A 19,456-nucleotide genomic window follows, 5' to 3' on the forward strand; every position below is an offset into this window, starting at 1 on the left:
AGATTTTCTATCAATACACAAATTTTAATACAGCAGCATAAGTGAGGTATATTAGATGGACGTGACCACTGAATCGAGACACGCACTGCATGAACTGATCGGCTTGTTACAAGAAGTTGACACGCGCTGGGCGAGTGAGGAATGGAATATTACTAGCGAAGAAGATGTCTATGGCGCACACCGCGCGCTAATGCATTTGCTCGAGGGTGGCTTGCATTCGCATTTTGAAGGAGACGCTGCCTACCCTCACTTTCGTCGCATCGTATCACCTACCCGAAAATTTACTGGTGATAATGGAGATGCGATTTACTTTGATGCTTATCTCAGCAATGATTATGAATACATTGTTCGAGGTGAAATGGCCGGCGCGGTTTACATGTCAATTACCGCCGAAGAGGGAACCGCTGACGGCAGTCTCGGCAGTAATACAGCCGGCGTATTAAACAATACACAGTTTGATGTCGATAAGGACGGACGATTTGAACTGTTTATTGGTGGCAAGCCGCGCATGCGTAACTGGCTTGCACTGTCGGATAAAGCATCAGCGGTGACAACGCGACACTATTTTGAAGAAAAAATCTGTGTGGCCGCGGACCGTAATCGGGAACCGGTGATCACGATTGAAGCAATCGGTCTTAAGGAAGCCTCTGATACTTTCACTGACGCATCCGTTGCCAAGGGCATTCGTCGCGCGGCAGAGTTCGTGCGTTCACGGACCATCGGTCAGCCACCAATGTCTCAAGCTAAGCAACCCGATTTTGTCGGTCTGGTACCCAACAATTTCCCAATACCCGCATTACCCGCTGATCTGGGCCTTGCAGCTGCAGATGCGCACTATTCAATGGCACCTTACTATTTAGCCGATGATGAGGCGCTTATTATGACCGGACGTTGGCCAACCTGCTGCTTTGCTAATGTCTGTTTGTGGAATCGATTTCAGCAGACTTTTGACTACCGCAATCGGCAAGTCTCTTTAAACCGAACGCAGACAGAGCTCGAATCAGACGGCAGCTTTCGTATCGTTCTAGCGCACCAAGATCCCGGTTGTAAAAACTGGATTGAAACCGAAGGGCGTAATCTTGGCCTAGTGTTCTGGCGCTTTATGCTCGCCGAAGGCAAGATTGCCGCGCCACAAGGAGAAGTCGTTAAGTTCGCTGACCTTTAAGACCCAACGCCTCTAAATACGCACCCAATGCTGTATTGACACGATTGGTTGGTGAAGAGCAACGTGAAGCCGAAGTGTTTATCAATAATGTCACAATCTATGCTGATGACGCACGGGAATCTCTGGTATATGACCTAACACTTCAAGCCGGGCAAATGCCTGATGCACAGATGTCGTCCGTATCGCTCTTTGTGGATTCAGGTGGTAGCGGTGATAAGTGTTGGCCTGCGGACATTTCTGGCGTGGGGTCGTATCAAATGCCGTGTGAAGCAACGGGCGTTTTAGTATGCGCGCCGACGTATGGTTGGTGTAGTCCGGCTAATGATATTGATGATTTTAACCGCATCGCTGACTTGATCGATGACGGTAAATATTATATCACTGTACCAAAAGATTTGATGTTTGATGTGCTTGGAATCGGGTGGACGCCCTGCGATTTAAATGCATCGGACCCCGCATGCACTATGCTCTTACTACCACGTTTCGCGCCAAACCCCGCGTAATCAGGCACACCGTAGCCTCAAGCTAGCACTTGAAAAAAGAGTCACGTCCGCTCTTATAGTGGGCGGGCTTTATCCGTTATGTTGAGTGTGTTTATGACGTATAGCCAAAACCGTTGAAAGCGGTTGCGTTCATCAATCAGACCTCGCAATCCGCTACGGTGCCAGTGAACCCACCTTTAACAGCGGCTCCTTCGGGGCCGTTTTTTTACCCATAATATTAAGACGCTCAACCTGGTGAGTATCACGTGGTGAGGCAAGGCCGGGCGCAGCCAAAGGCCGTAGCCGATGCCTGCTAAGCCAATAAGAATAATATTATTTAACCTTGGTCGTGCCGTCGGCTGCTTTGGCTGGCGCCCGCAGCCTTGTCACTCCCAAGAATGTAGAGCGCGTTAATCGAAAACACTCACAGATTTATATACAATATTTTTTAGGAAAACTTTAGCAGATTTCTATCATCTGGATACGGGTGCAGTAACTTACCTTCGCTTGCCAACTGGCAAGCATACCCCCCGGGTAGCTTGCCTTTCGATTTAACTGAAGTAGCAAAGCCCTCTAGCTACACATCACAAATCCAAGGCAATTAGCTCGCAACAATGAGGTCGCAGACTGAACATAAAATGGGATTATGCGCAGTACAAGTACTGTGCGCTGCCGCCGCATAATCTATTTTATGTATAAATCTGCTGGGCTATTTATGAATGCCTAAGTATCCATCGCTAAACCCAAACGAAGTAGCCTTTTCATCATGAAGTGCCAGCCTGCCAAACGAAAGGGCAGGGTGCGTCACACGGACCGTGAGCGTATGGGTTAGGGTCGGCTTTATAGGATTAGATCCAGCCAAGAAGCACCAGTAGCGACTAATCGTTACCTGTTAGGCCACACCACGAATTGATTTTACCACCGCAGCAGTTGGCACCGTGCCACAATACACAGACCAATCAGCCATTAACGCAGTACGCTTGGTGAACTGCGAACCGCGCTGATAGGCACGTTCGACGGCATCTGGTAATTGATGCGCCAGGGCATGCTCTGCAACGTCTCGTGGATAATTTGTTGCTTCCGCTGCCCACATGCGAAAACTGCTGCGGAACCCATGAACTGTGACGCCCTTACCTTCGGCGTCCACCCAGGCTGGTGCGTCGTTGTCATTCATGCGTCGGATTACGGCAGTCAGTGACATGTCAGACAAAGGTTGGCCTTTCGTCCCCGCAAATACAATATCAGTATCGCTAGGCATTGAATCCAGTATCGCTAACGCGGCATCGCTCAAGGGGACTTCATGCTCACGCTTAGCTTTCATGCGCTCGGCGGGTATCGTCCAAACCTTTCTCTTTAAATCAAACTCAGCCCATTTAGCGCCGCGTACTTCTCCTGAGCGGCACGCGGTTAGGATTGCGAACTCAACTGCTCTGGCAGATACTCCCTTACGTAAACGAAGTGCAGATATAAAAGTACCGACGTGCTGCCAGGGCAGTGAAGGATGATGCTTTTCTCGACTGTTCTTGCTAATTGTTGCCAGCAGGTTTTCCAGATGCCCTTTCCATCGTGCAGGATTCTCGCCGGTACGATACCCACTCGTAGCGGCCCAACCTAGTACCGATTCAATGCGGCCACGCACGCGAGTGGCCGTTTCAGTCTTGCTCTCCCATATTGGCGTAAGACATTTCACAACTAAGCCCGTATCAATCTCTGCCACCGGTAGTTTCCCGATCACCGGGCTGGCGTAGGTATTGAGCGTGTTGGTCCATTGGGCGCGATGCTTGGCGTTTGCCCAACTTGCCTGATGCGCCTTGATGTATGCCTCGGCGCACTGGTCGAACGTCATCATTTTGGCGTCCGCTAGCGTGGCTGCCATCTGGCTTTGCTTCTTGGCCTTCAGAGGATTGATTCCATCGATACGCAGTTTCCGTGCCTCTAAAGCCTTCTGGCGTGCTTCCGCTAGGCTTACGGTATGTGTTGGTCCTAGTCCCATGCCGTATGACTTGCCGGCCTCCATGTAACGAAACAGCCAGGATTTCACGCCTGCCGGGGTGACTTGGAGGTAAAGTCCTCCACCATCGGCATAGAGTCCCCGCTTGGTGAGCTTGGTAACCTTCAGTGCGGTAAGTCGGTTCTGTTGGCGCGCCATATAACCTCATCAACTATCAAAATGACTATCAAATAGTAACAGGATTTGTCTGGATTGTATAGGACTGCTGCGGACGACGGTAGGCTGTAACCTATTGTTATTATTGACTTAATAAGACATTGCTGGACTGTATAGGACGTATGCTGGGCGGACTCGCTCTCCGCCATACATATCTGTAAGCAATTGAATAGTAAAAATATATCTACGTTTTCTCTTGTTGGCCCCCCGTTTAGTCCACCAAATATTCTGAATATTTTATCTCCCTGGCTAAGACTCCTGCGCCTGTAAGAATTGCGATATTGAAACATTGCATAGCTCATAGAACTCCAGAACCAATAGATCTCCTAACCGATGCTACGTCCTAATAACAGTCTACAAATTCTGCTACATTCGCACTCCTAAAGCTCTTTGATCTAATAAGTAGGGTTTTTCCTAAACTGCTTCGGTCATCGATTTAGCGAGGTCGGGGGATATGTCGTTAGGGTTCCAGTCGGCTTGTGGTTGTGGGCCTCCCGCACTGGTAACGCTCACAGATTCCCACAGCAGTACCCGTCCCCGTTTCGACCTAAACCCTGCCACCAGCTTGTCCATATCAGTCTGTGGACTTTCGGGGAACGGCAGAACCTGGGAACCCAGCGGCATATATTCGTAAGCCTCACTGCGTGCTCGGGAGAGTGGCACCAGGTGCGATAGGGTAGGGCGGCCTTGTTTCTTCTCTCGAAGATGAGCTAGGATGCTATCGATGACGTCCTGGTCCTCAATACAGGCGATGACCTTATCGATCCACCGCAATGACCGCAAACCTCGATATCGATATTGAATGCGCGCTTGAGTCGCTGGGCCCAGGACATTGCGACTTACCGTTCAGCGGGTGAGCGAACGTCAGTATTGGCGCTTCGTTTCGCGCCTTTGTCGCGTTTGGCCGGGGTGACCTCCCCACGTCATCGGTGGTTCGGTTTTGGCACGAGAGCCGCCAATCGCGCAATGAAATCTACTGGGTCGACTTTAATGTGAACTTTAAGACCCCCAGCGTTGACTAAGTATAGACAGCGACCGACCTCTAAGCATCGGAGAACGTATTTTGAACAGGAGACTCTTTTGCAACGCGCTTGCGCTCTTTGGCGCGGGCGCAACGCTCCCGCTGACGGCCTGCAGCGCCGGCGATAGTAAAAATAAATTTCCATTACAACTGTCTGAAGCGCAGTGGCGCGCGCTACTACCGAATGATCGCTTTCAGGTGTTGCGCAACGATGCAACCGAGCCTTCTGGCTCCAGTCCTCTTAACAAAGAAGAGAGTGCTGGCACGTATACGTGCGCTGGTTGTAACCTCCCGTTGTTTTCGTCTGCAACGAAGTATGACAGCCGTACTGGCTGGCCAAGCTTTTGGAGGCCCTTATACGCCGATAACATTGGCACCAAAAAAGACTTCAAGCTGATATTGCCACGTACAGAGTATCACTGTGCACGTTGCGGAGGCCATCAGGGGCACATTTTCGATGATGGTCCAGCGCCCACTGGGAAGCGCTATTGCAACAACGGCCTCGCACTGAAATTTGTACCAGAGGATCAGCCCCTGCCCGAACTCGTGTGAGCGAAAGCAGCGAGCGGAGTAGGCTGCCCTCGGCTTGCTGTTAGTGTTGGGGTGCCCCGTAGGCACCGTCAGACAGCACACGGTAGGCTGTTGCTTAACTATCTACGTTGATGATCGCTATCGGCTCTATCGGATCGGCCGGATTAAACCTAAAGATCCTGCTATAGAAATAAAGCTCTAGATCCATGCATCGCTTGATGTTCTTGGCGATTCTAAAACCATGTTGCTCGTTTTCAAAGGGCACGTAAGCCACCGGAACGCCTTTTTTGGTTAAGGCTTCGACCATCGTTTCTGCCTGATTTGGCGGGACGACTTTGTCTTCGAGTCCTTGAAAGAAAATACATGGACTAGCCATTTGATCGACATGATGAATGGGTGATCGTGCTTTATAGATTTCAATTTCGTCTGGATAAACTCCGATCATGCTATCAAGGTAGCGCGACTCGAATTTATGGGTGTCTTTTGCTAAAGCTTCTAGATCGCTAACGCCAAAATGGCTTGCGCCCGCCTTAAATGTGTCGGTAAAAGTGAGTGCAGAAAGTGTTGTATAGCCGCCAGCGCTGCCACCCCGAATGGCTAACCTGTCTTTATCTGCTTTACCCCGCTGGACGAGATAATCAGCGCCGTGGACAGCATCTTCAACATCAACGATACCCCATTGTCTGATGAGTTTGTCCCTATATTTTCGACCGTATCCAGTTGAACCGCGGTAGTTGAGATCCAGTACCGCGAAGCCACGACTGGTCCAGAACTGAGTCCGAAGATTTAATGCGCTGTGTGTCGCCCCTGTGGGGCCTCCGTGCATCATTACAACCAATGGCGGAGCGTCGTCCTGGCTGTCTTTGTCTGAAATTACTCCCCTATAATCCTTGCTTGTAGGTGGGTAATAAAAACCGTGTGCTATCTGCTCATTTGCGGTTGGAAATGTAATGGTTTCAGGCACAGAGTAGTAAGCTTCATCAATAGTCAGAGTCGTGGACTGCTTAAATATCTCATGTTTTCCGCTCACAATGTCAACGGTGATTAACTCAGGAAATGTAGTCGGTGACGCAGCACCGGTCGTTAGTAACTGTCCATTCAGTGATATGCCGCCAAGATCTGAATAGGGCAGGTCGATCTTGTTTAAGCGACCGGTTTCGATATCGAGCACAGCTAATTGGCTAACATTAGAGATGCCATAGTTGCAAAGGAGTTGAGTATTGCTCAAGAAGTCATAAGAGTGTAATCCAAAACCCCACTGCGGGCTTCCGAATTCGGCTTCCATTGGGCAGATACTCTGATCACGACTCTGGCGATAAAGGTTCCACCAGCCGGAGATATCTGAGATAAAAAAGAGTTCTCCCACCGGCGAAAATACGGGTTGTTGCACTGAGATTTTTTGCTTGCCATCTTTCCCTCCGGCAACTTTAACTAACGCATCCGGCATGCCAGCTTCGTTTAGATCCGCTAGCCAAATGCTGGTTTCATCCCAGGGCATATTCGGGTGATCCCACGTCATGAACGCAAGCTTTTTACCGTCGGGGCTTATGACCGGTGCAGCATAAAAGTCATGGCCCTTACTCATTTCTGTAATGTCACCAGATTCGATGTCAATAGCGCCAATGAAATTGATAGCTTCGCCGTCGCCTCGATGATCTTCAATGATACTGATGATTCGATTTCTTCTTTCATCGACGCAGCCATTCGCGAACCGCAGCCCTTCATCGTGCGTAATTTGCGTCGGCTCTCCGTCGTGAAGCCCCTGTCGGTAAAGGTGCTGATCAGAGAAGTTAGAGAAAAATACTGCGCCATTGTGTAAGAACCATGCGCCACCGCCATATTCATGTACGCGAGTACGGATATTAAACGGCGCAGGATTAATATCCCGGTCGCTGCCATCTTGCTCACGGATGACCAATACATTGCGCCCGGCCTCCTGTGGTCGCGACTCGATCCATAATAGCTGGCCTCTGTGCCAAGTTGGGGATGCTATGCCTATTGTGCCAGCGACGATTAAGTCGCTGGTAATGGGCGATTTCCAAGAGCCGAAGGGTGCGTTCATAAGGTTGTATCCGTAGAGCTGATAAAATATCGAACAGGCGCAATTCTCGAGCAAAATAGAACAGGATAGAATGCTTTCAAGTCATTCATTCCTATTGATTATCCGTAGCCATGGCACGCGGGTGCGTTAAGCTGTCTTACCGCAGCGGGGCACCTTGCAGTGTACCAAAAATGCCGACTGAACCTAAGACCAAGTGACTTAAAATAGAAGCCAAGGGACGTCGGCCAAAACGATATCTTGGGCGCGGCGCTTTATCTACAGTAGGCTTAATTAACAAGCTCTTCTGATCAAGTTCGATAATGACCTTGTAATACTATACCAACAAGGCTTGGGTGAAACCCCTGAAATACAACGCTCGAATTCGCAAAATAAACCGCGTTATGGCGGCGTTTAGATACACAGAAGAGGGCCGTTCACTGCTGATCACCGGCGATACGGCGAAGTCGGCCAACGTCCAAAAATTTGCCGGAGACGTTGATTTACTGGTGCACGAAGCACTCGCGACCAACCTGGTCGAAATGGCGGAGAAAGTGGCCGAGAAAACCGGTAACAGCAGCGACGCCAAGATGATGCATGACATCCGTGATTACCCTGCAAGCCCGCTAGAGGCAGCCGAGACTGCGCGCGATGCCGGCATAGAACATTTACTTTACTACCACACCGTACCACCCCTTGGTATTCCTCGGACAAAAAATGTTATTCCTGAACGGTGCTGAGTCGTTTTTCCAGATTACACGGTTGGCCAGGATGGTGTGACCTTTTCACTGCGGGCGTATTCGGATGAAATCATTCGCAACAGTGAAGGCTTGTAGTCAGGCATAAATAATGGCGGACACCGCAGGCGCCGCTAACGATTGTAATAACTTACGGTAGAGAGTGTAACGATGAAAAAATGATGATTGGCCTTGTCGCCGTGTTTCTAGTAATTTGTGCGGGTCAAGTCGTCGCTAGTATGACAGCACTTTGATGTCGCCGCACATTCGAAATCCTAGCCGCTAAATACTGTGAAGTATAGGACAAATAAACGGCCTGTTGAGAGTAGGTTTCATCACTGATACGGCCGACTGAACGGGAGAAATTCACGAAATAACCACCGATTGCCCTGAAAAGTTGTTCGCTGAGGTGGTCGCACAATTCATATCCGTCCATTCCTGAACGATAGCATGCAACCGTCCGTGCCACACGTTTTTCAGTAGCATCCTACCTCCATGCGCAGACTTCCTACACATGACACTGGATTCTACACCGATATTATAGTCGGTAATATTATTGCATTAAGCCAAAATATACCGGAGTGTGCGTTAACAATTTAACCGTGTAACCTATTGTCATTCGATCAATCATTGGCATTTGATGGCAGAAATACGTCGCACGAGGCAAATAAAACGCCAGCTTTTTTTCATCAGTTCACTAGTCCGCCTTGCTCTTGCTGCGCCCACTTCCTCAGCAGATCGCCCTTGTCTTTGCCTAGTTTTCTATGCCATATTAACCCCAATCTTAGCCGATCAAGTTATAAAATAGGGCTGCGTTTACTAGGCTCATCTTGGCGCTGGGCCCAGACGCAAGACTGTGTGTCACTGCTGCAGTCAATGCGTCAACATGTTAGCTCAAACGTTAGGCTGCCGCCCATGGTCTCGCGTTTCATTCGATGGGTAAAATTGGAGAACCACATGAAAAGAGCGTCCATTACAACTGCAGCAGTCCTAATGACTGCTATTACCCCTGCTTTGGCTGAGGAGCCTATCAGCGAAGCTGAAGTATTAGCAGCCCAAAAAGGCTGGTGCGAGGCACTGGTTGAAATTAGTGCCACCAATGCCAAAAGTGGCCCGGCAGCTGCCAAAGCTCTTGCCGAGTCAGTAATAGATTCCGCATACGCCTACCAAATGGGCCCTGTTTTGTTCAAACCCACACTCGCCGTTAATCCGCAGACTTTTCGCACCACACGTGCTGGTGCGCTTTCCTACTTTGTTGGCGGTGACCCGGCCTACCCGAATGACAGTGGTTTTGCGCTGAATGACTGGACAAAATGCGAAATCGATAACGCTGCAGTTTTTATCGCAGGCGATAGCGCCAGTACGATGGGTAAGGTGCACTTTACCGACAAAGACGGAAACGTCACAACGGTAGATAAAACTTGGCAGTACGTAAAAGATGACGCTGGGCAACTTCGCATTGTTGTGCATCATTCATCTCTAGAGTACGCGGGGTAGTAACCTTTCCCTGAATTGCCCCGAGTCAGTAGTCCTTACCGTAGTAAACCTAGGGCCACTGACACGGGTTCACATTGGAGGAGGCAGAGTGCCTGAGCCTCCTATATCTTTTCCACGTGATCCCTGTGAAAACGTGTGAGATACGTGTTCCACATTGGCCAGTACTGCGTATGAGGCTTCTGTCACTATTCGGCTATCAGGTGAGAAAAAATGTTCTACCGTAGTGACTGCTTCAGCGCTTGCCGATTCACTGCCCACGACTATCGGTGGCAGAGGGGAAAGCATTGTTAATACCGTGATTGTTTTTTAATGCCTTATCCATGCCCTGGCTCAATATTGCGATGGACCAGCTCCGCACCAGCAAACCGGCGATGGCAATCATCAGGCGATCGTGCAGAAGCCGGTCCTAAGTATAGGACAAATAAACGGCCTGTTGAGAGTAGGTTTCATCACTGATACGGCCGACTGAACGGGAGAAATTCACGAAATAACCACCGATTGCCCTGAAAAGTTGTTCGCTGAGGTGGTCGCACAATGCATATTTGTTCATTCATGAACGGTGGCATGCTATCGTTCATGAATGAACAAATATGCATTGTCCGATCACTCACATCGGCAGACAGTCAGTGAGGCAGACCGACTAGCCTTGATTTTTTTAGGCGCGGCAAGTGGTTTTGATGGGGCTATTTTTTCACAATAGTGCTTTTATTTGTCCTATACTTTATTTGCTGGCTACTATGATGACGAACATTGCCCCGTTTGTACGCCATATGATCCATGAATAATTAGGAAGAAAGAGTAATGTTTGGATGGATGATGTAACGGCCCTTATCGGAATTAACGAGTCAACATTACATGCAAATAAACCCTGAATTGGTCAAAAGCGTGGGCAATTCAGACGAAAACACAGGGGGTTTTTATTGTCATTTAGTTTAGGCTGGCATGTGGGACACAAAAAACTTTGCTTCAGACTTCCCCTGGCGTATTAACAAGTTGAAATAAAATGCAGAGAAAAAGAACCCTACACATACATGCTGGTTATCACAAAACCGGGACTTCAGTCATACAAAACTACCTATTCCATGCCGATTTGGGAGACTCGTACAGATACTTGCATGCGGGCAGCCCCAATTCTTCATTGCTTATGCTCCAAGCCTTTAAGCGCGATTACGGAAATACACCTCAGTACAGCGGGCCAAAACTGTCTATCCAAGAAGCTAGAGAAATTCAAGAGAATGCAAGAGGCCGGATCAACACCATTATTGAAAAGATAAGCTGCCCAAATATGATTCTGTCAGCGGAGTCTATTAGTACATTTCGACAAGAAGAACACGAAGACCTACGTGATTTTTTCGCCCAATATTTTTCTGAACTTAAGATTTATATCTACCTGCGTCCACATAAATCACGTATAGAAAGTGCATTTCAAGAAATATTAAAAACACGATATCGAGGCCTTGAACAGCAATTTATACTCATTTTCGAGAAGGCAATTGCAAAGATAGACGCAGTTTACGGTCGCGATCAGTTGAATATCAGCAAATATTGCCGCAGCAATTTTACAGATAGTGATGTCGTGAGCGATTTCCTGGGGCAATTGGGCTTGACACGAACGGAGCATGTTTCAGAGGGCGAAAACGTGTCGCTTTCATTACCAGCTATTCAGCTTTTATACATTTATCGCAAGCATTTTCCTGGTACGGACAAAAATGACAGTAACCGCGTTAAGAAGCTTTCCAAACTCACAGGTCGGCCGTTTCATCTACATAGCGATCTGTTCCAACGCTTATTGCTAACCAAGGAAGGTGATCTCGAGTGGTTGAAGCGTCGTGCCGGAATTTCACTGCATGAGGACATTGAAGAGCATGATAGCTATAGCATTAGAAATGAAGCCGATTTGATTAATATCTCCAATGAAACACTCGGCTGGCTGAAAAGGCAGCAAAGAGGCTGGTTTAGACCAACTAAGTCTCTAGGCAACTCGACTAGTAGTATTGCCAAGGGCGTAAGAAGCCTTCGCGCCTAGCATTAGATTATAATAGTATGAAATTCCCAGGGTTTGCTAGACACTTTCTAGTCTCGAATAATAGTCTTCTTCAAACTTAACGGGAGACATGGATCCGGCGTGACTATGCCGTTTTACAAGACTGTAAAACAGCTCAATGAAATTAAATATCTCTGTCTTTGCATCTTCTCGGATTGTGTAGATCTTTCGTTGAGTAACGCGCTTCTTGAACGTAGCAAAGAAGCTTTCTGCAACAGCATTATCATGACAGTTTCCACGGCGTCTCATCGAGGGCTCAAGGTTGTTCCCTTTCAGAAACGATAGATAGCCAGCACTACCATATTGGCTGCCTTGGTCGCTATGAACATGAATCCTTTCTTTGTTCTGGCGCTTCCAGACGGCCATCATCAACGCTCTGATAACCAAATGCCGATCCATGTTTTTATCCGTCGACCAGCCTACAATACCCCTTGAAAAAAGATTAAGTACTGTTGCCACATAAAGGAAACCTTCATAGGTGTGAATATAAATAATATCACTCACCCAAGACTTATTTGGTGCATCAGAATCGAATTTTCTATTCAATAAATTGTCAGCAACGCTAGCCAGTTTTCCTCTCTTCATATAACGGCGTTTATAGCCTATTTGTGCCTTTATTCTAATCTGTCGCATTATTTTAGCCACACGATGAACACTGCAAGTTTCGGCTTCTTCACAAAGATCTCGGTGAATCCAGGGACTACCATAAGTGGCTCCGCTGGCAATAGAAAATTTCCTGATCGCCTTCAATAATCGCTGGTATTCATTTGCTCTATTCGACAATGGTTTGGTCAACCATGCGTAAAAGTTACTGCGATTCAATGTGAAAATTCGACACATCGCTTTGACGGAGAACTCACGGCGATTATCACGAATAAATTCGTACTTCACCCGGGGTTGCTGGCAAAGTACACGGCGGCCTTTTTTAGAATGTCGCGCTCCTCTGTCATGCGGCGCAAGTCGGCCTTGAGCTTGGCATTCTCTGCTGAGAGATCAAAACTGTCGGCTTGTCGAGGGCTTGGCTCCTTATACTTCTTTAACCAGGCATACAGGCTGTGTGTTGTGGTGCCGAGTCGCACTGCAACTTCCGCGACTGAATACCCACGATCGGTTACTTGCTTTATCGCTTCAATCTTAAATTCTTCTGTGTATCGTTTGTCTTTCATAGACACCTCTCATAGATTTACACTTTAACGCTATTAGGTGTCTAGCAAGCCCTGGGAATTCCATAGTGCTTTTAAGTATAGAACAAATAAAAGGGCTATCGTGAAAAGATAGCCTCATCAATACGCGTTACCGCGGCTAAAAATATTAAGGCTAGTCGGTCTGCCTCAATGAATGTCTGCCGATGTGAGAGATCGCACAATTCATATTTGTTCATTCCTGAGCGATAGCATGCAACCGTCCGTGCCACGCGTTTTTCAGTAGGGTCCTCGCTGATTTAGTGTTGTGGATTCGCGTCCTGCGAAAAGAAGTAATGGCCCCGGGGAGCTCGGGAGGGGCGCGCCAGGTGCGATAGGGTAGGGCGGCCTTGTTCCTTGCTTTGTTCTTTCTCGCGAAGATGAGCTAGGATGCTATCGATAACGTCCTGGTCCTCAATACAGGCGATGACTTTGACGGACCCACCACAGCGATCGCAAACTTCAATGTCGATATCGATATTGAAGACGCGCTTGAGTCGCTGGGCCCAGGACATCGCGATGTGCCGTTCAGCGGGTGAGCGAACGTCAGTATTGGCGATACGCAATAGCGCCTTTGCCGCGTTTGGCAGGTGTAACGAGTTGATCTTCGCAAGAGCGAACAGGATATCCCTATACATGCGCTACTCGCACCTCCGTCCATAGCCCCGCTTGAGACACCCTCAGCAAAGCGGGGCACGCTCTTGAGTCTATTTGCATAAGGCTAACGCTAAATCAGTAAGGAGACGCTATTGAAAACTTCAAGTCTCTAAACTTAGTTTTCTTAGTTTTCTTGGTTTCCTTGTTTTTCTTTGTCGTTCTTGAGAAAGTGTGGGGCTTTGGTTGCGCAGGCACTGAGGGCGCACTGATCCTCGGCATGGTTATACAAGATTCATCACTATTGGAGTAAATTTTATGAGCTTTCGCGTTGTGCAGTGGGGCACCGGCAATGTGGGTTACCACAGTCTAAGACACCTCATCGAACATCCTGACTACGAGCTTGTTGGTCTTCATGCGCATAGCCCGGCCAAAGTCGGCAAAGATGCAGGCGAGATCGCTGGCCTTTCGATAACAACGGGCATTACGGCGACCAACGACGCAAAAGCATTGCTAAATCTCAAGCCTGACTGCGTTCTTTACAATGCGAATGGGGAAAACCGTCCCGACGAAGCGATTGCGGACATGTCTGCTATCCTCAGTGCAGGGATAAATCTGTTGTCTACCTCGATGATTTTCTTGGTCTACCCCTCATTTGCAGAAGCTGGCTTGCGTGAGCCTCTCGAAAAGGCTGCGCTTGAGGGACAATCAACGATGTTCATTAGTGGTGTTGACCCTGGATTTAGCGGCGACATATTGCCCTTGGCGGGATTACAGATGGCCGACAACGTCGACCAGTTACTGGTGCAAGAGCTTGTCGATTACTCAACCTATGAGGACCCCGAATTCACGGGTGTCGCGTTCGGCTTTGGTCAGCCTGAATCTGCCACACCAATCATGGCGCTAGAGGGTGTGCTGCGTTCAGGGTGGGGTGGCATGGTACAAATGATGGCTGATCGCGTGGGTATACCGTTAGACGAGATCAGAGAGAGCTACGAGCGTTGCTTCACAGACGAGGCCTTCGACACCCCTATGATGCATGTGCCTAAGGATACTTGTGCGGCAGTTCGCTTCCGCCTAGAGGGTATGGCTTACGGTCGCCCCGTGATCGTTACCGAGCACGTTAACCGACTTCGTGACGACATTGCGCCCCATTGGCCGATGCCACCAGCGGGCAAGCAAGGTGTTCACAGATGCGTGATCAAAGGTAGCCCCAGTGTTACGGTAGAGTGTTTCCTCGAAGGAAGTGATGGGGACTACAACACCGGCGGAGTACAATGCACTGCACTAAGAATGATCAACGCCATTGACGCCGTGTGTCAGCATGCACCAGGATTGATCAGCACGCTTGATCTCCCCTGTACGCCCACGACCAATTTTATACGCGCTTAGCAATCATGTTCTAATAAATCGTCAAACTTTTCATTGCACGACTATCGGTAGGTTGGAGTTTATGAAAACCCAAAAAACGTTTTGCAGAATATGCGAAGCGCAATGCGGCCTCATTGTTAATACTGATAACGAGAAAATCATTAGTATTGAGCCCAACCCCGACCATGTCGCAAGCAAGGGCTATGCCTGCATGAAAGGTTTAAAAATGGGTGACTTCGCTCATAACCCTGATCGACTCACCTCACCTCTAAAAAAGATAGACGGCGAGTTTCAAGCTATTAGCTGGTCACAGGCCCTAAGCGAAATTGGAGAAAAGTTAAAAGCCATACACAGCGAACACGGCGGTGAAGCAATCGCCGCGTATATGGGCAACCCCATCAGCTTCAGCTTTTGGCCAACAACGGCAATGACCCTGTTCCTGAAAGCCTTTGGTGCTAATAAGCTGTTTACACCCGGCACCCAGGATTGTGCCAATAAATTTGCCGGCGGCGAACGCCTGTTTGGCTCAGCCAACGACCAAGTGTTTCCCGATATCGAGCACACCCAGTTATTGATAGCCATTGGCAGCAATCCTGTCATTTCAAAAATGAGTTTCATTTCGATGCCCCACCCTATGGAAAAATTGCAGGCCATAGAGCAACGGGGCGGCAAGGTGTATTGGGTCAACCCAAGAAAGACCGAATCAGCCAAACGCCTAGGTGAACACATTGCCATCAGGCCTGATACCGATATCTTTTTCGCACTCGGCTTTCTCAATGAACTGATTCGCTGTGGCGGAGTTGATCAACAACGTGTTGCGACCTATATGAACGGCTATGACACACTGGCCGACGTTGCGCAGGCCTGGACAGCGGATCGAGTCGCACAGGTGACACGAATACCCGCTGACACGCTACGACGCATGGTGCAGGACTATATGGCCGCCGACGGGGCAGCCATGTACTTTTCCACCGGCGTCAATCAGGGTCGCTTTGGCTTGCTGGTCTACTGGATACAGGAAGCGATTAACGCCATCAGTGGGAATTTGGATAAACGTGGCGGTGTGTTAGCCGGCAAAGGTGTTGTACCTCGCATTGATCTGCCGACAGAAACCTTAACGTCACGAATCAACGATATACCCTATGTCAATTCCACTATTCCAGCAGGCATTATGGCTGAAGAAATACTGACACCCGGCAAAGGTAAGGTTCGTGCCATGTTTAATATGTCAGGCAACCCCTTGCTGACCTGCAGCGGCAGTGACCGGCTGTCACAAGCATTCGATGATCTAGAGTTGTTTGTGTGCCTGGATATCGTGCGTAACGAAACCGCAGCGCATGCCGATTATATCTTGCCCGGGCTGCATTCACTCGAACGCGCTGACATTCCATTTTACTTTTTTACTATGATGGGGTTAATGCCAACGCGCAGCTTTTCCTATACCGATGCTGTCATCGCACCACCAGGCAGTTGTCGTGATGAAGGTCTGATACTGCGACAGATTTGTAATGCCGCAGGGGTCCACCTTGCGGGTTCACGATGGCTGCAGTGGGCAAGTAACGCCGGCGTGTGGCTCAAAAAAACTCCGTTTATTGGCCAATTGGCAACAATGGAAAAACTGTTTTTGGGCTTACTGCTGCGATCAGCCAAATTGGGCGGCATTAGCAATATGCGCAAACACCCTGACGGGCTGCTGCTGGAGCCCAATCAACCCGGCGACTATCTGGGGCAGCGGGTGATGACCCCATCGGGTAAAATAGAGCTGGCACCTGCAGATCTGGTGGCTCGCGCGGAGCAGACACTGGAGTCCACTTTTGCACAGGAGTTGGCCAATAGTGATACGTTAAAGTTGATTCAAAAGCGAGAACGGTTTAGCCATAACAGCTGGGCACACAATGTAGACGCCTTTGTTAAAGGTGAACGCAATACCAACTATCTCTACATCAACGAAACGGATGCCAAAGCATGTGGCCTTGTCGATGGCGGCAGGGCGTTAGCCCGCGTCGGGGAACACAGCATTGAAGTCCCGGTAAAAGTCGACGACGACATGATGCCAGGAACCATCGCCATCCCCCATGGCTGGGGCCATCAACAGGCCAGTGGTCTCAGCATCGCCAGTAAAACTCACGGTGCTAATATCAATCGATTGATGCCCAGTGGGCCGGACTCCATAGAGCCCGCATCAGGCATGTCGCACATGAACGGTGTCATTGCGCATATCAGTGCTGTTAGTAACTGATTTATCAGCATTAAAGGGAACGCTACCGAACTGAAACATTTGACGGACGACGTTGGCGGACGCAAAATACTCGCTGTCACTTCGATACTGTAGCGTTTTGGGGGATCCAGCTGGCTGTTTGCCAAAGGCTGTGGATGCCACAAAAGGAATGTAGACTATTCACCACTGTGAGACATAAACATGAATCGTATTTTGATTGCCTTCGCCCTTGTTTTGAGTTCCTTGCTCGTAGCCTGCAGCGACAGTAATAACAATGACCCACAGCTGGATCAGGGCCCACCCAACCCCTTTGCTGGAGTCGTTAGCGCTGTTTACAGTGGTGGTGACAATTGGCTATGCCACCCTGCGCTGACTGATGAGAACAATGTCTGTGCGAGCAATCTCGATGCGACCCTCGTATTTGCCGATGGCTCTACCGAAGTGGAGCTGCATAACCGAGAAGCCGACCCTAAAGTGGACTGCTTTTATGTCTACCCGACTGTCAGCGGCGATCCGGGCACTAACGCCGATCTGGAAGAGGGCGCCGAAGAAATTTTTACGACACTGAATCAGGCGGCGCGTTACTCACGCTTTTGCCGTATGTTTGCCCCGGTGTACCGCCAGATTACGCTTGCCGCCATTGCTAGCGGCGCCTTTGGCGAAGGTGGGTCAATAGCCTACGCCGATGTTCTCGACAGTTTTCAGCATTATATGGCTAACGACAATAATGGCCGGGGTTTCATACTGCTTGGACACTCCCAGGGCGCTGGTCACCTCAAGAAGCTGATAGCGGACACGATTGAGAATGATGAGTACCTGCTACAGCACCTAGTCTCGGCACATTTGATAGGTTCCGCAGTGCGCACGCCCGAGGGAGCCGATGTCGGTGGTGATTTCCAGCAAGTGTCTGTCTGCCGCACCTCCGACCAAACGGGTTGCGTTGTAAACTATTCTATCTATCGTCAATCTGACCCCGAACTCGCAGCGGGCCTTGCCGTATTTGGCACTCCCAGTAATGGATTAACCGCTGTGTGCACCAACCCAGCGGCCCTGGCCGGTGGTGACGCCAGTCTTCATAGCTATTTCCCGGTCGCCGCTGTACCCGGTGTTATCGACCGACTCATCGTCAAGCGTGCCGACGGACCCTATGCAGACTCAACATCGGCTCCACCGATTACCACACCCTTTTATGCAATGCCGGATTTCATCAGCGGGCAGTGCGCGCTGGATGATAATGGCATCAGCTATCTGGAAGCCACAGCGCACGCTGATCCGCTCGATCCCCGAGCAGACGACTTTAATGGCGAATTCGTCATTTTCCCGGGGTGGGGCCTGCATCTGGTCGATATGACGCTGCCGATGGGCGACCTAGTAGACCTGGGCTCCGCTCAGGCCGAAGCTTGGCTGCAGGATCAATAGCGGATTCAGCAGAAATGGGTTATTTCCTTACGCCCCTATGAGGTGAAAGCGGTCTCTTCGTTGGTCACTCAAACGATTGCAGCATGTGCTTTACGGCATTATCATACGCAACGTTAATGTCCACTGGTGTCCGCTGAGTTTAGGTTCTTGAGGACAAGGAAGAACGATTACGCAAGTACCCCACATTCACTCGGTTCGCGTGTTTGCAGACGCTGGGCTATCAATGTCTATGCCCGTGGCCCAGGGTAACCCTTGCCGCGTGATGATGATGAAAGCAGAGCCGGAGACAGCGCCGCAGCCCAGTCATGTCACTCAGTGCTGCACGTGGCTAGGGGAAAACGGCGTGCCGCAGGTGCGCTGTTGGACGCCGATGGGGCAGCCCATCAGCCTGTGTGGTCACGGGTTATTGAGTTGTGGAACAATATGGACACAGCGAGGAGAAGTAGTCTCGCGTATGATTATGAACGATGCCAATGTGCGATTTTCACGGCACCGAGACATCAGTTGGGTCGGTTTTGACCCGATAGCTAGCGAGCCCAGTGTGGTGCCAGAGTGGGTTAAGAACGTCTTTGGCAGCGCACCCCAATCGGCCGCGGTGGCTGGGGGTGAAGCGGGCTACCTGATACTGTGCTGGCCAGATAGTGCGGACCTGAGAGATCTCACCGTGCCCGGCGCTGAACTGGCAGAGCATACCGGCCGAGCGATCATCGCCACCTGTGCTGATACCCAAAGCCCAGCGCTGGATATAAGACAACGGTATTTTGCCCCGCAACATGGCATCGCCGAAGATATTGCCACCGGCTCTGCCATGCGGGTGCTGGCGGATTTCTGGCAGGCGCAGGGCGGTTATAATGAACTGCGCGCATGGCAATGTTCTGTTGAGGGTGGTCATTTGTTCAGTCGCATAGAAGGCGGCATCACTTGGGTAGGCGGTCGAGTAGAGGCAGAGGGTGTTTGAGTGTACTGGTTTCGAAACGCTGCAGTGCTGGAG

Annotated in this window: 14 protein-coding genes and 2 pseudogenes; 10 read left to right on the forward strand and 6 right to left on the reverse strand. The window is 49.7% G+C overall.

Going from position 1 to position 19,456, the window contains the following annotated elements; all coding sequences use genetic code 11:
- Positions 1-55: 55 nt before the first annotated feature.
- Together ABXT62_RS04580 and ABXT62_RS04585 are read left to right on the forward strand one after the other, a co-directional pair.
- Positions 56-1,165: a DUF1214 domain-containing protein gene (locus tag ABXT62_RS04580; RefSeq protein WP_415357422.1), complete on the forward strand. Its 1,110-nt coding sequence runs from the start codon at positions 56-58 to the stop codon at positions 1,163-1,165.
- 35 nt (positions 1,166-1,200) lie between these two features.
- On the forward strand, positions 1,201-1,668 hold the full coding sequence (locus ABXT62_RS04585) for a hypothetical protein (protein ID WP_415357423.1): 468 nt from the start codon (positions 1,201-1,203) through the stop codon (positions 1,666-1,668).
- A gap of 871 nt (positions 1,669-2,539) precedes the next feature.
- Here the strand turns inward: ABXT62_RS04585 and ABXT62_RS04590 are convergent.
- Both ABXT62_RS04590 and ABXT62_RS04595 read right to left on the reverse strand, forming a co-directional pair.
- Positions 2,540-3,796: a tyrosine-type recombinase/integrase gene (locus ABXT62_RS04590; protein WP_415357424.1), complete on the reverse strand. Its 1,257-nt coding sequence runs from the start codon at positions 3,794-3,796 to the stop codon at positions 2,540-2,542.
- A 711-nt stretch (positions 3,797-4,507) separates the two neighbouring features.
- Positions 4,508-4,809, reverse strand: a pseudogene (locus ABXT62_RS04595) (IS91 family transposase); the annotation flags it as partial.
- Positions 4,810-4,877: 68 nt separating this feature from the next.
- Here ABXT62_RS04595 and msrB point away from each other — a divergent pair.
- A complete protein-coding gene (gene msrB, locus ABXT62_RS04600; RefSeq protein ID WP_415357425.1) occupies positions 4,878-5,387 on the forward strand; it encodes a peptide-methionine (R)-S-oxide reductase MsrB in 510 nt (169 codons plus the stop codon).
- 94 nt (positions 5,388-5,481) lie between these two features.
- Here the strand turns inward: msrB and ABXT62_RS04605 are convergent, their stop codons facing one another.
- Complete coding sequence (locus ABXT62_RS04605; RefSeq protein ID WP_415357426.1) at positions 5,482-7,428, reverse strand: S9 family peptidase; 1,947 nt, start codon at positions 7,426-7,428, stop codon at positions 5,482-5,484.
- A gap of 332 nt (positions 7,429-7,760) precedes the next feature.
- Between ABXT62_RS04605 and ABXT62_RS04610 the strand changes: the two genes are divergently transcribed.
- Positions 7,761-8,144, forward strand: a complete 384-nt coding sequence (locus ABXT62_RS04610) for an MBL fold metallo-hydrolase (protein ID WP_415357427.1) — start codon at positions 7,761-7,763, stop codon at positions 8,142-8,144.
- 954 nt (positions 8,145-9,098) lie between these two features.
- Positions 9,099-9,638, forward strand: a complete 540-nt coding sequence (locus tag ABXT62_RS04615; protein WP_415357428.1) for a hypothetical protein — start codon at positions 9,099-9,101, stop codon at positions 9,636-9,638.
- Between the two features lie 247 nt (positions 9,639-9,885).
- On the opposite strand, the gene ABXT62_RS04620 is transcribed toward ABXT62_RS04615, so the two are convergent.
- Complete coding sequence (locus tag ABXT62_RS04620; RefSeq protein ID WP_415357429.1) at positions 9,886-10,020, reverse strand: hypothetical protein; 135 nt, start codon at positions 10,018-10,020, stop codon at positions 9,886-9,888.
- Between the two features lie 729 nt (positions 10,021-10,749).
- Between ABXT62_RS04620 and ABXT62_RS04625 the strand changes: the two genes are divergently transcribed.
- Positions 10,750-11,664, forward strand: coding sequence for a hypothetical protein (locus ABXT62_RS04625; protein ID WP_415357430.1), 915 nt, complete (start codon positions 10,750-10,752; stop codon positions 11,662-11,664).
- Between the two features lie 36 nt (positions 11,665-11,700).
- Here the strand turns inward: ABXT62_RS04625 and ABXT62_RS04630 are convergent.
- Together ABXT62_RS04630 and ABXT62_RS04635 are read right to left on the reverse strand one after the other, a co-directional pair.
- Positions 11,701-12,848 (reverse strand): IS3 family transposase gene (locus tag ABXT62_RS04630; RefSeq protein WP_415357431.1). Its coding sequence is split into 2 segments (ribosomal slippage): positions 11,701-12,605 and positions 12,605-12,848, totalling 1,149 coding nucleotides; the frame shifts between segments, so codons are not numbered across the junction.
- A gap of 374 nt (positions 12,849-13,222) precedes the next feature.
- Positions 13,223-13,463 (reverse strand): annotated as a pseudogene (locus ABXT62_RS04635) (IS91 family transposase); the annotation flags it as partial.
- Positions 13,464-13,775: 312 nt separating this feature from the next.
- Between ABXT62_RS04635 and ABXT62_RS04640 the strand changes: the two are divergent.
- The 4 genes from ABXT62_RS04640 to ABXT62_RS04655 all read left to right on the forward strand — a co-directional run bounded on the left by ABXT62_RS04640 (position 13,776) and on the right by ABXT62_RS04655 (position 19,423).
- Positions 13,776-14,849, forward strand: coding sequence for a hypothetical protein (locus ABXT62_RS04640; protein WP_415357432.1), 1,074 nt, complete (start codon positions 13,776-13,778; stop codon positions 14,847-14,849).
- A 61-nt stretch (positions 14,850-14,910) separates the two neighbouring features.
- The gene (locus tag ABXT62_RS04645) at positions 14,911-17,067 is read left to right on the forward strand and encodes a molybdopterin-containing oxidoreductase family protein (protein ID WP_415357433.1); all 2,157 of its coding nucleotides are present in this window, start codon (positions 14,911-14,913) and stop codon (positions 17,065-17,067) included.
- A gap of 180 nt (positions 17,068-17,247) precedes the next feature.
- Complete coding sequence (locus tag ABXT62_RS04650) at positions 17,248-18,465, forward strand: DUF3089 domain-containing protein (protein WP_415357434.1); 1,218 nt, start codon at positions 17,248-17,250, stop codon at positions 18,463-18,465.
- Between the two features lie 223 nt (positions 18,466-18,688).
- Positions 18,689-19,423 (forward strand): PhzF family phenazine biosynthesis protein, encoded by a 735-nt coding sequence (locus ABXT62_RS04655; RefSeq protein ID WP_415357435.1) that lies wholly within the window; start codon positions 18,689-18,691, stop codon positions 19,421-19,423.
- The last annotated feature ends 33 nt before the right edge of the window (positions 19,424-19,456 follow it).

This window comes from Halioglobus sp. Uisw_031 (genome assembly GCF_047729875.1).
In the GTDB taxonomy this organism is placed as follows: Bacteria; Pseudomonadota; Gammaproteobacteria; order Pseudomonadales; family Halieaceae; genus Marimicrobium.

Excerpts from the sequence above, each read along its gene's own strand:
- ABXT62_RS04605 (WP_415357426.1), bottom strand. The coding sequence starts at position 7,428 with ATGAACGCACCCTTCGGCTCTTGGAAATCGCCCATTACCAGCGACTTA.
- ABXT62_RS04620 (WP_415357429.1), bottom strand. The coding sequence starts at position 10,020 with ATGATTGCCATCGCCGGTTTGCTGGTGCGGAGCTGGTCCATCGCAATA.
- ABXT62_RS04580 (WP_415357422.1), top strand. The coding sequence starts at position 56 with ATGGACGTGACCACTGAATCGAGACACGCACTGCATGAACTGATCGGC.
- ABXT62_RS04655 (WP_415357435.1), top strand. The coding sequence starts at position 18,689 with ATGTCTATGCCCGTGGCCCAGGGTAACCCTTGCCGCGTGATGATGATG.
- ABXT62_RS04645 (WP_415357433.1), top strand. The coding sequence starts at position 14,911 with ATGAAAACCCAAAAAACGTTTTGCAGAATATGCGAAGCGCAATGCGGC.
- ABXT62_RS04615 (WP_415357428.1), top strand. The coding sequence starts at position 9,099 with ATGAAAAGAGCGTCCATTACAACTGCAGCAGTCCTAATGACTGCTATT.
- ABXT62_RS04650 (WP_415357434.1), top strand. The coding sequence starts at position 17,248 with ATGAATCGTATTTTGATTGCCTTCGCCCTTGTTTTGAGTTCCTTGCTC.
- ABXT62_RS04590 (WP_415357424.1), bottom strand. The coding sequence starts at position 3,796 with ATGGCGCGCCAACAGAACCGACTTACCGCACTGAAGGTTACCAAGCTC.
- ABXT62_RS04640 (WP_415357432.1), top strand. The coding sequence starts at position 13,776 with ATGAGCTTTCGCGTTGTGCAGTGGGGCACCGGCAATGTGGGTTACCAC.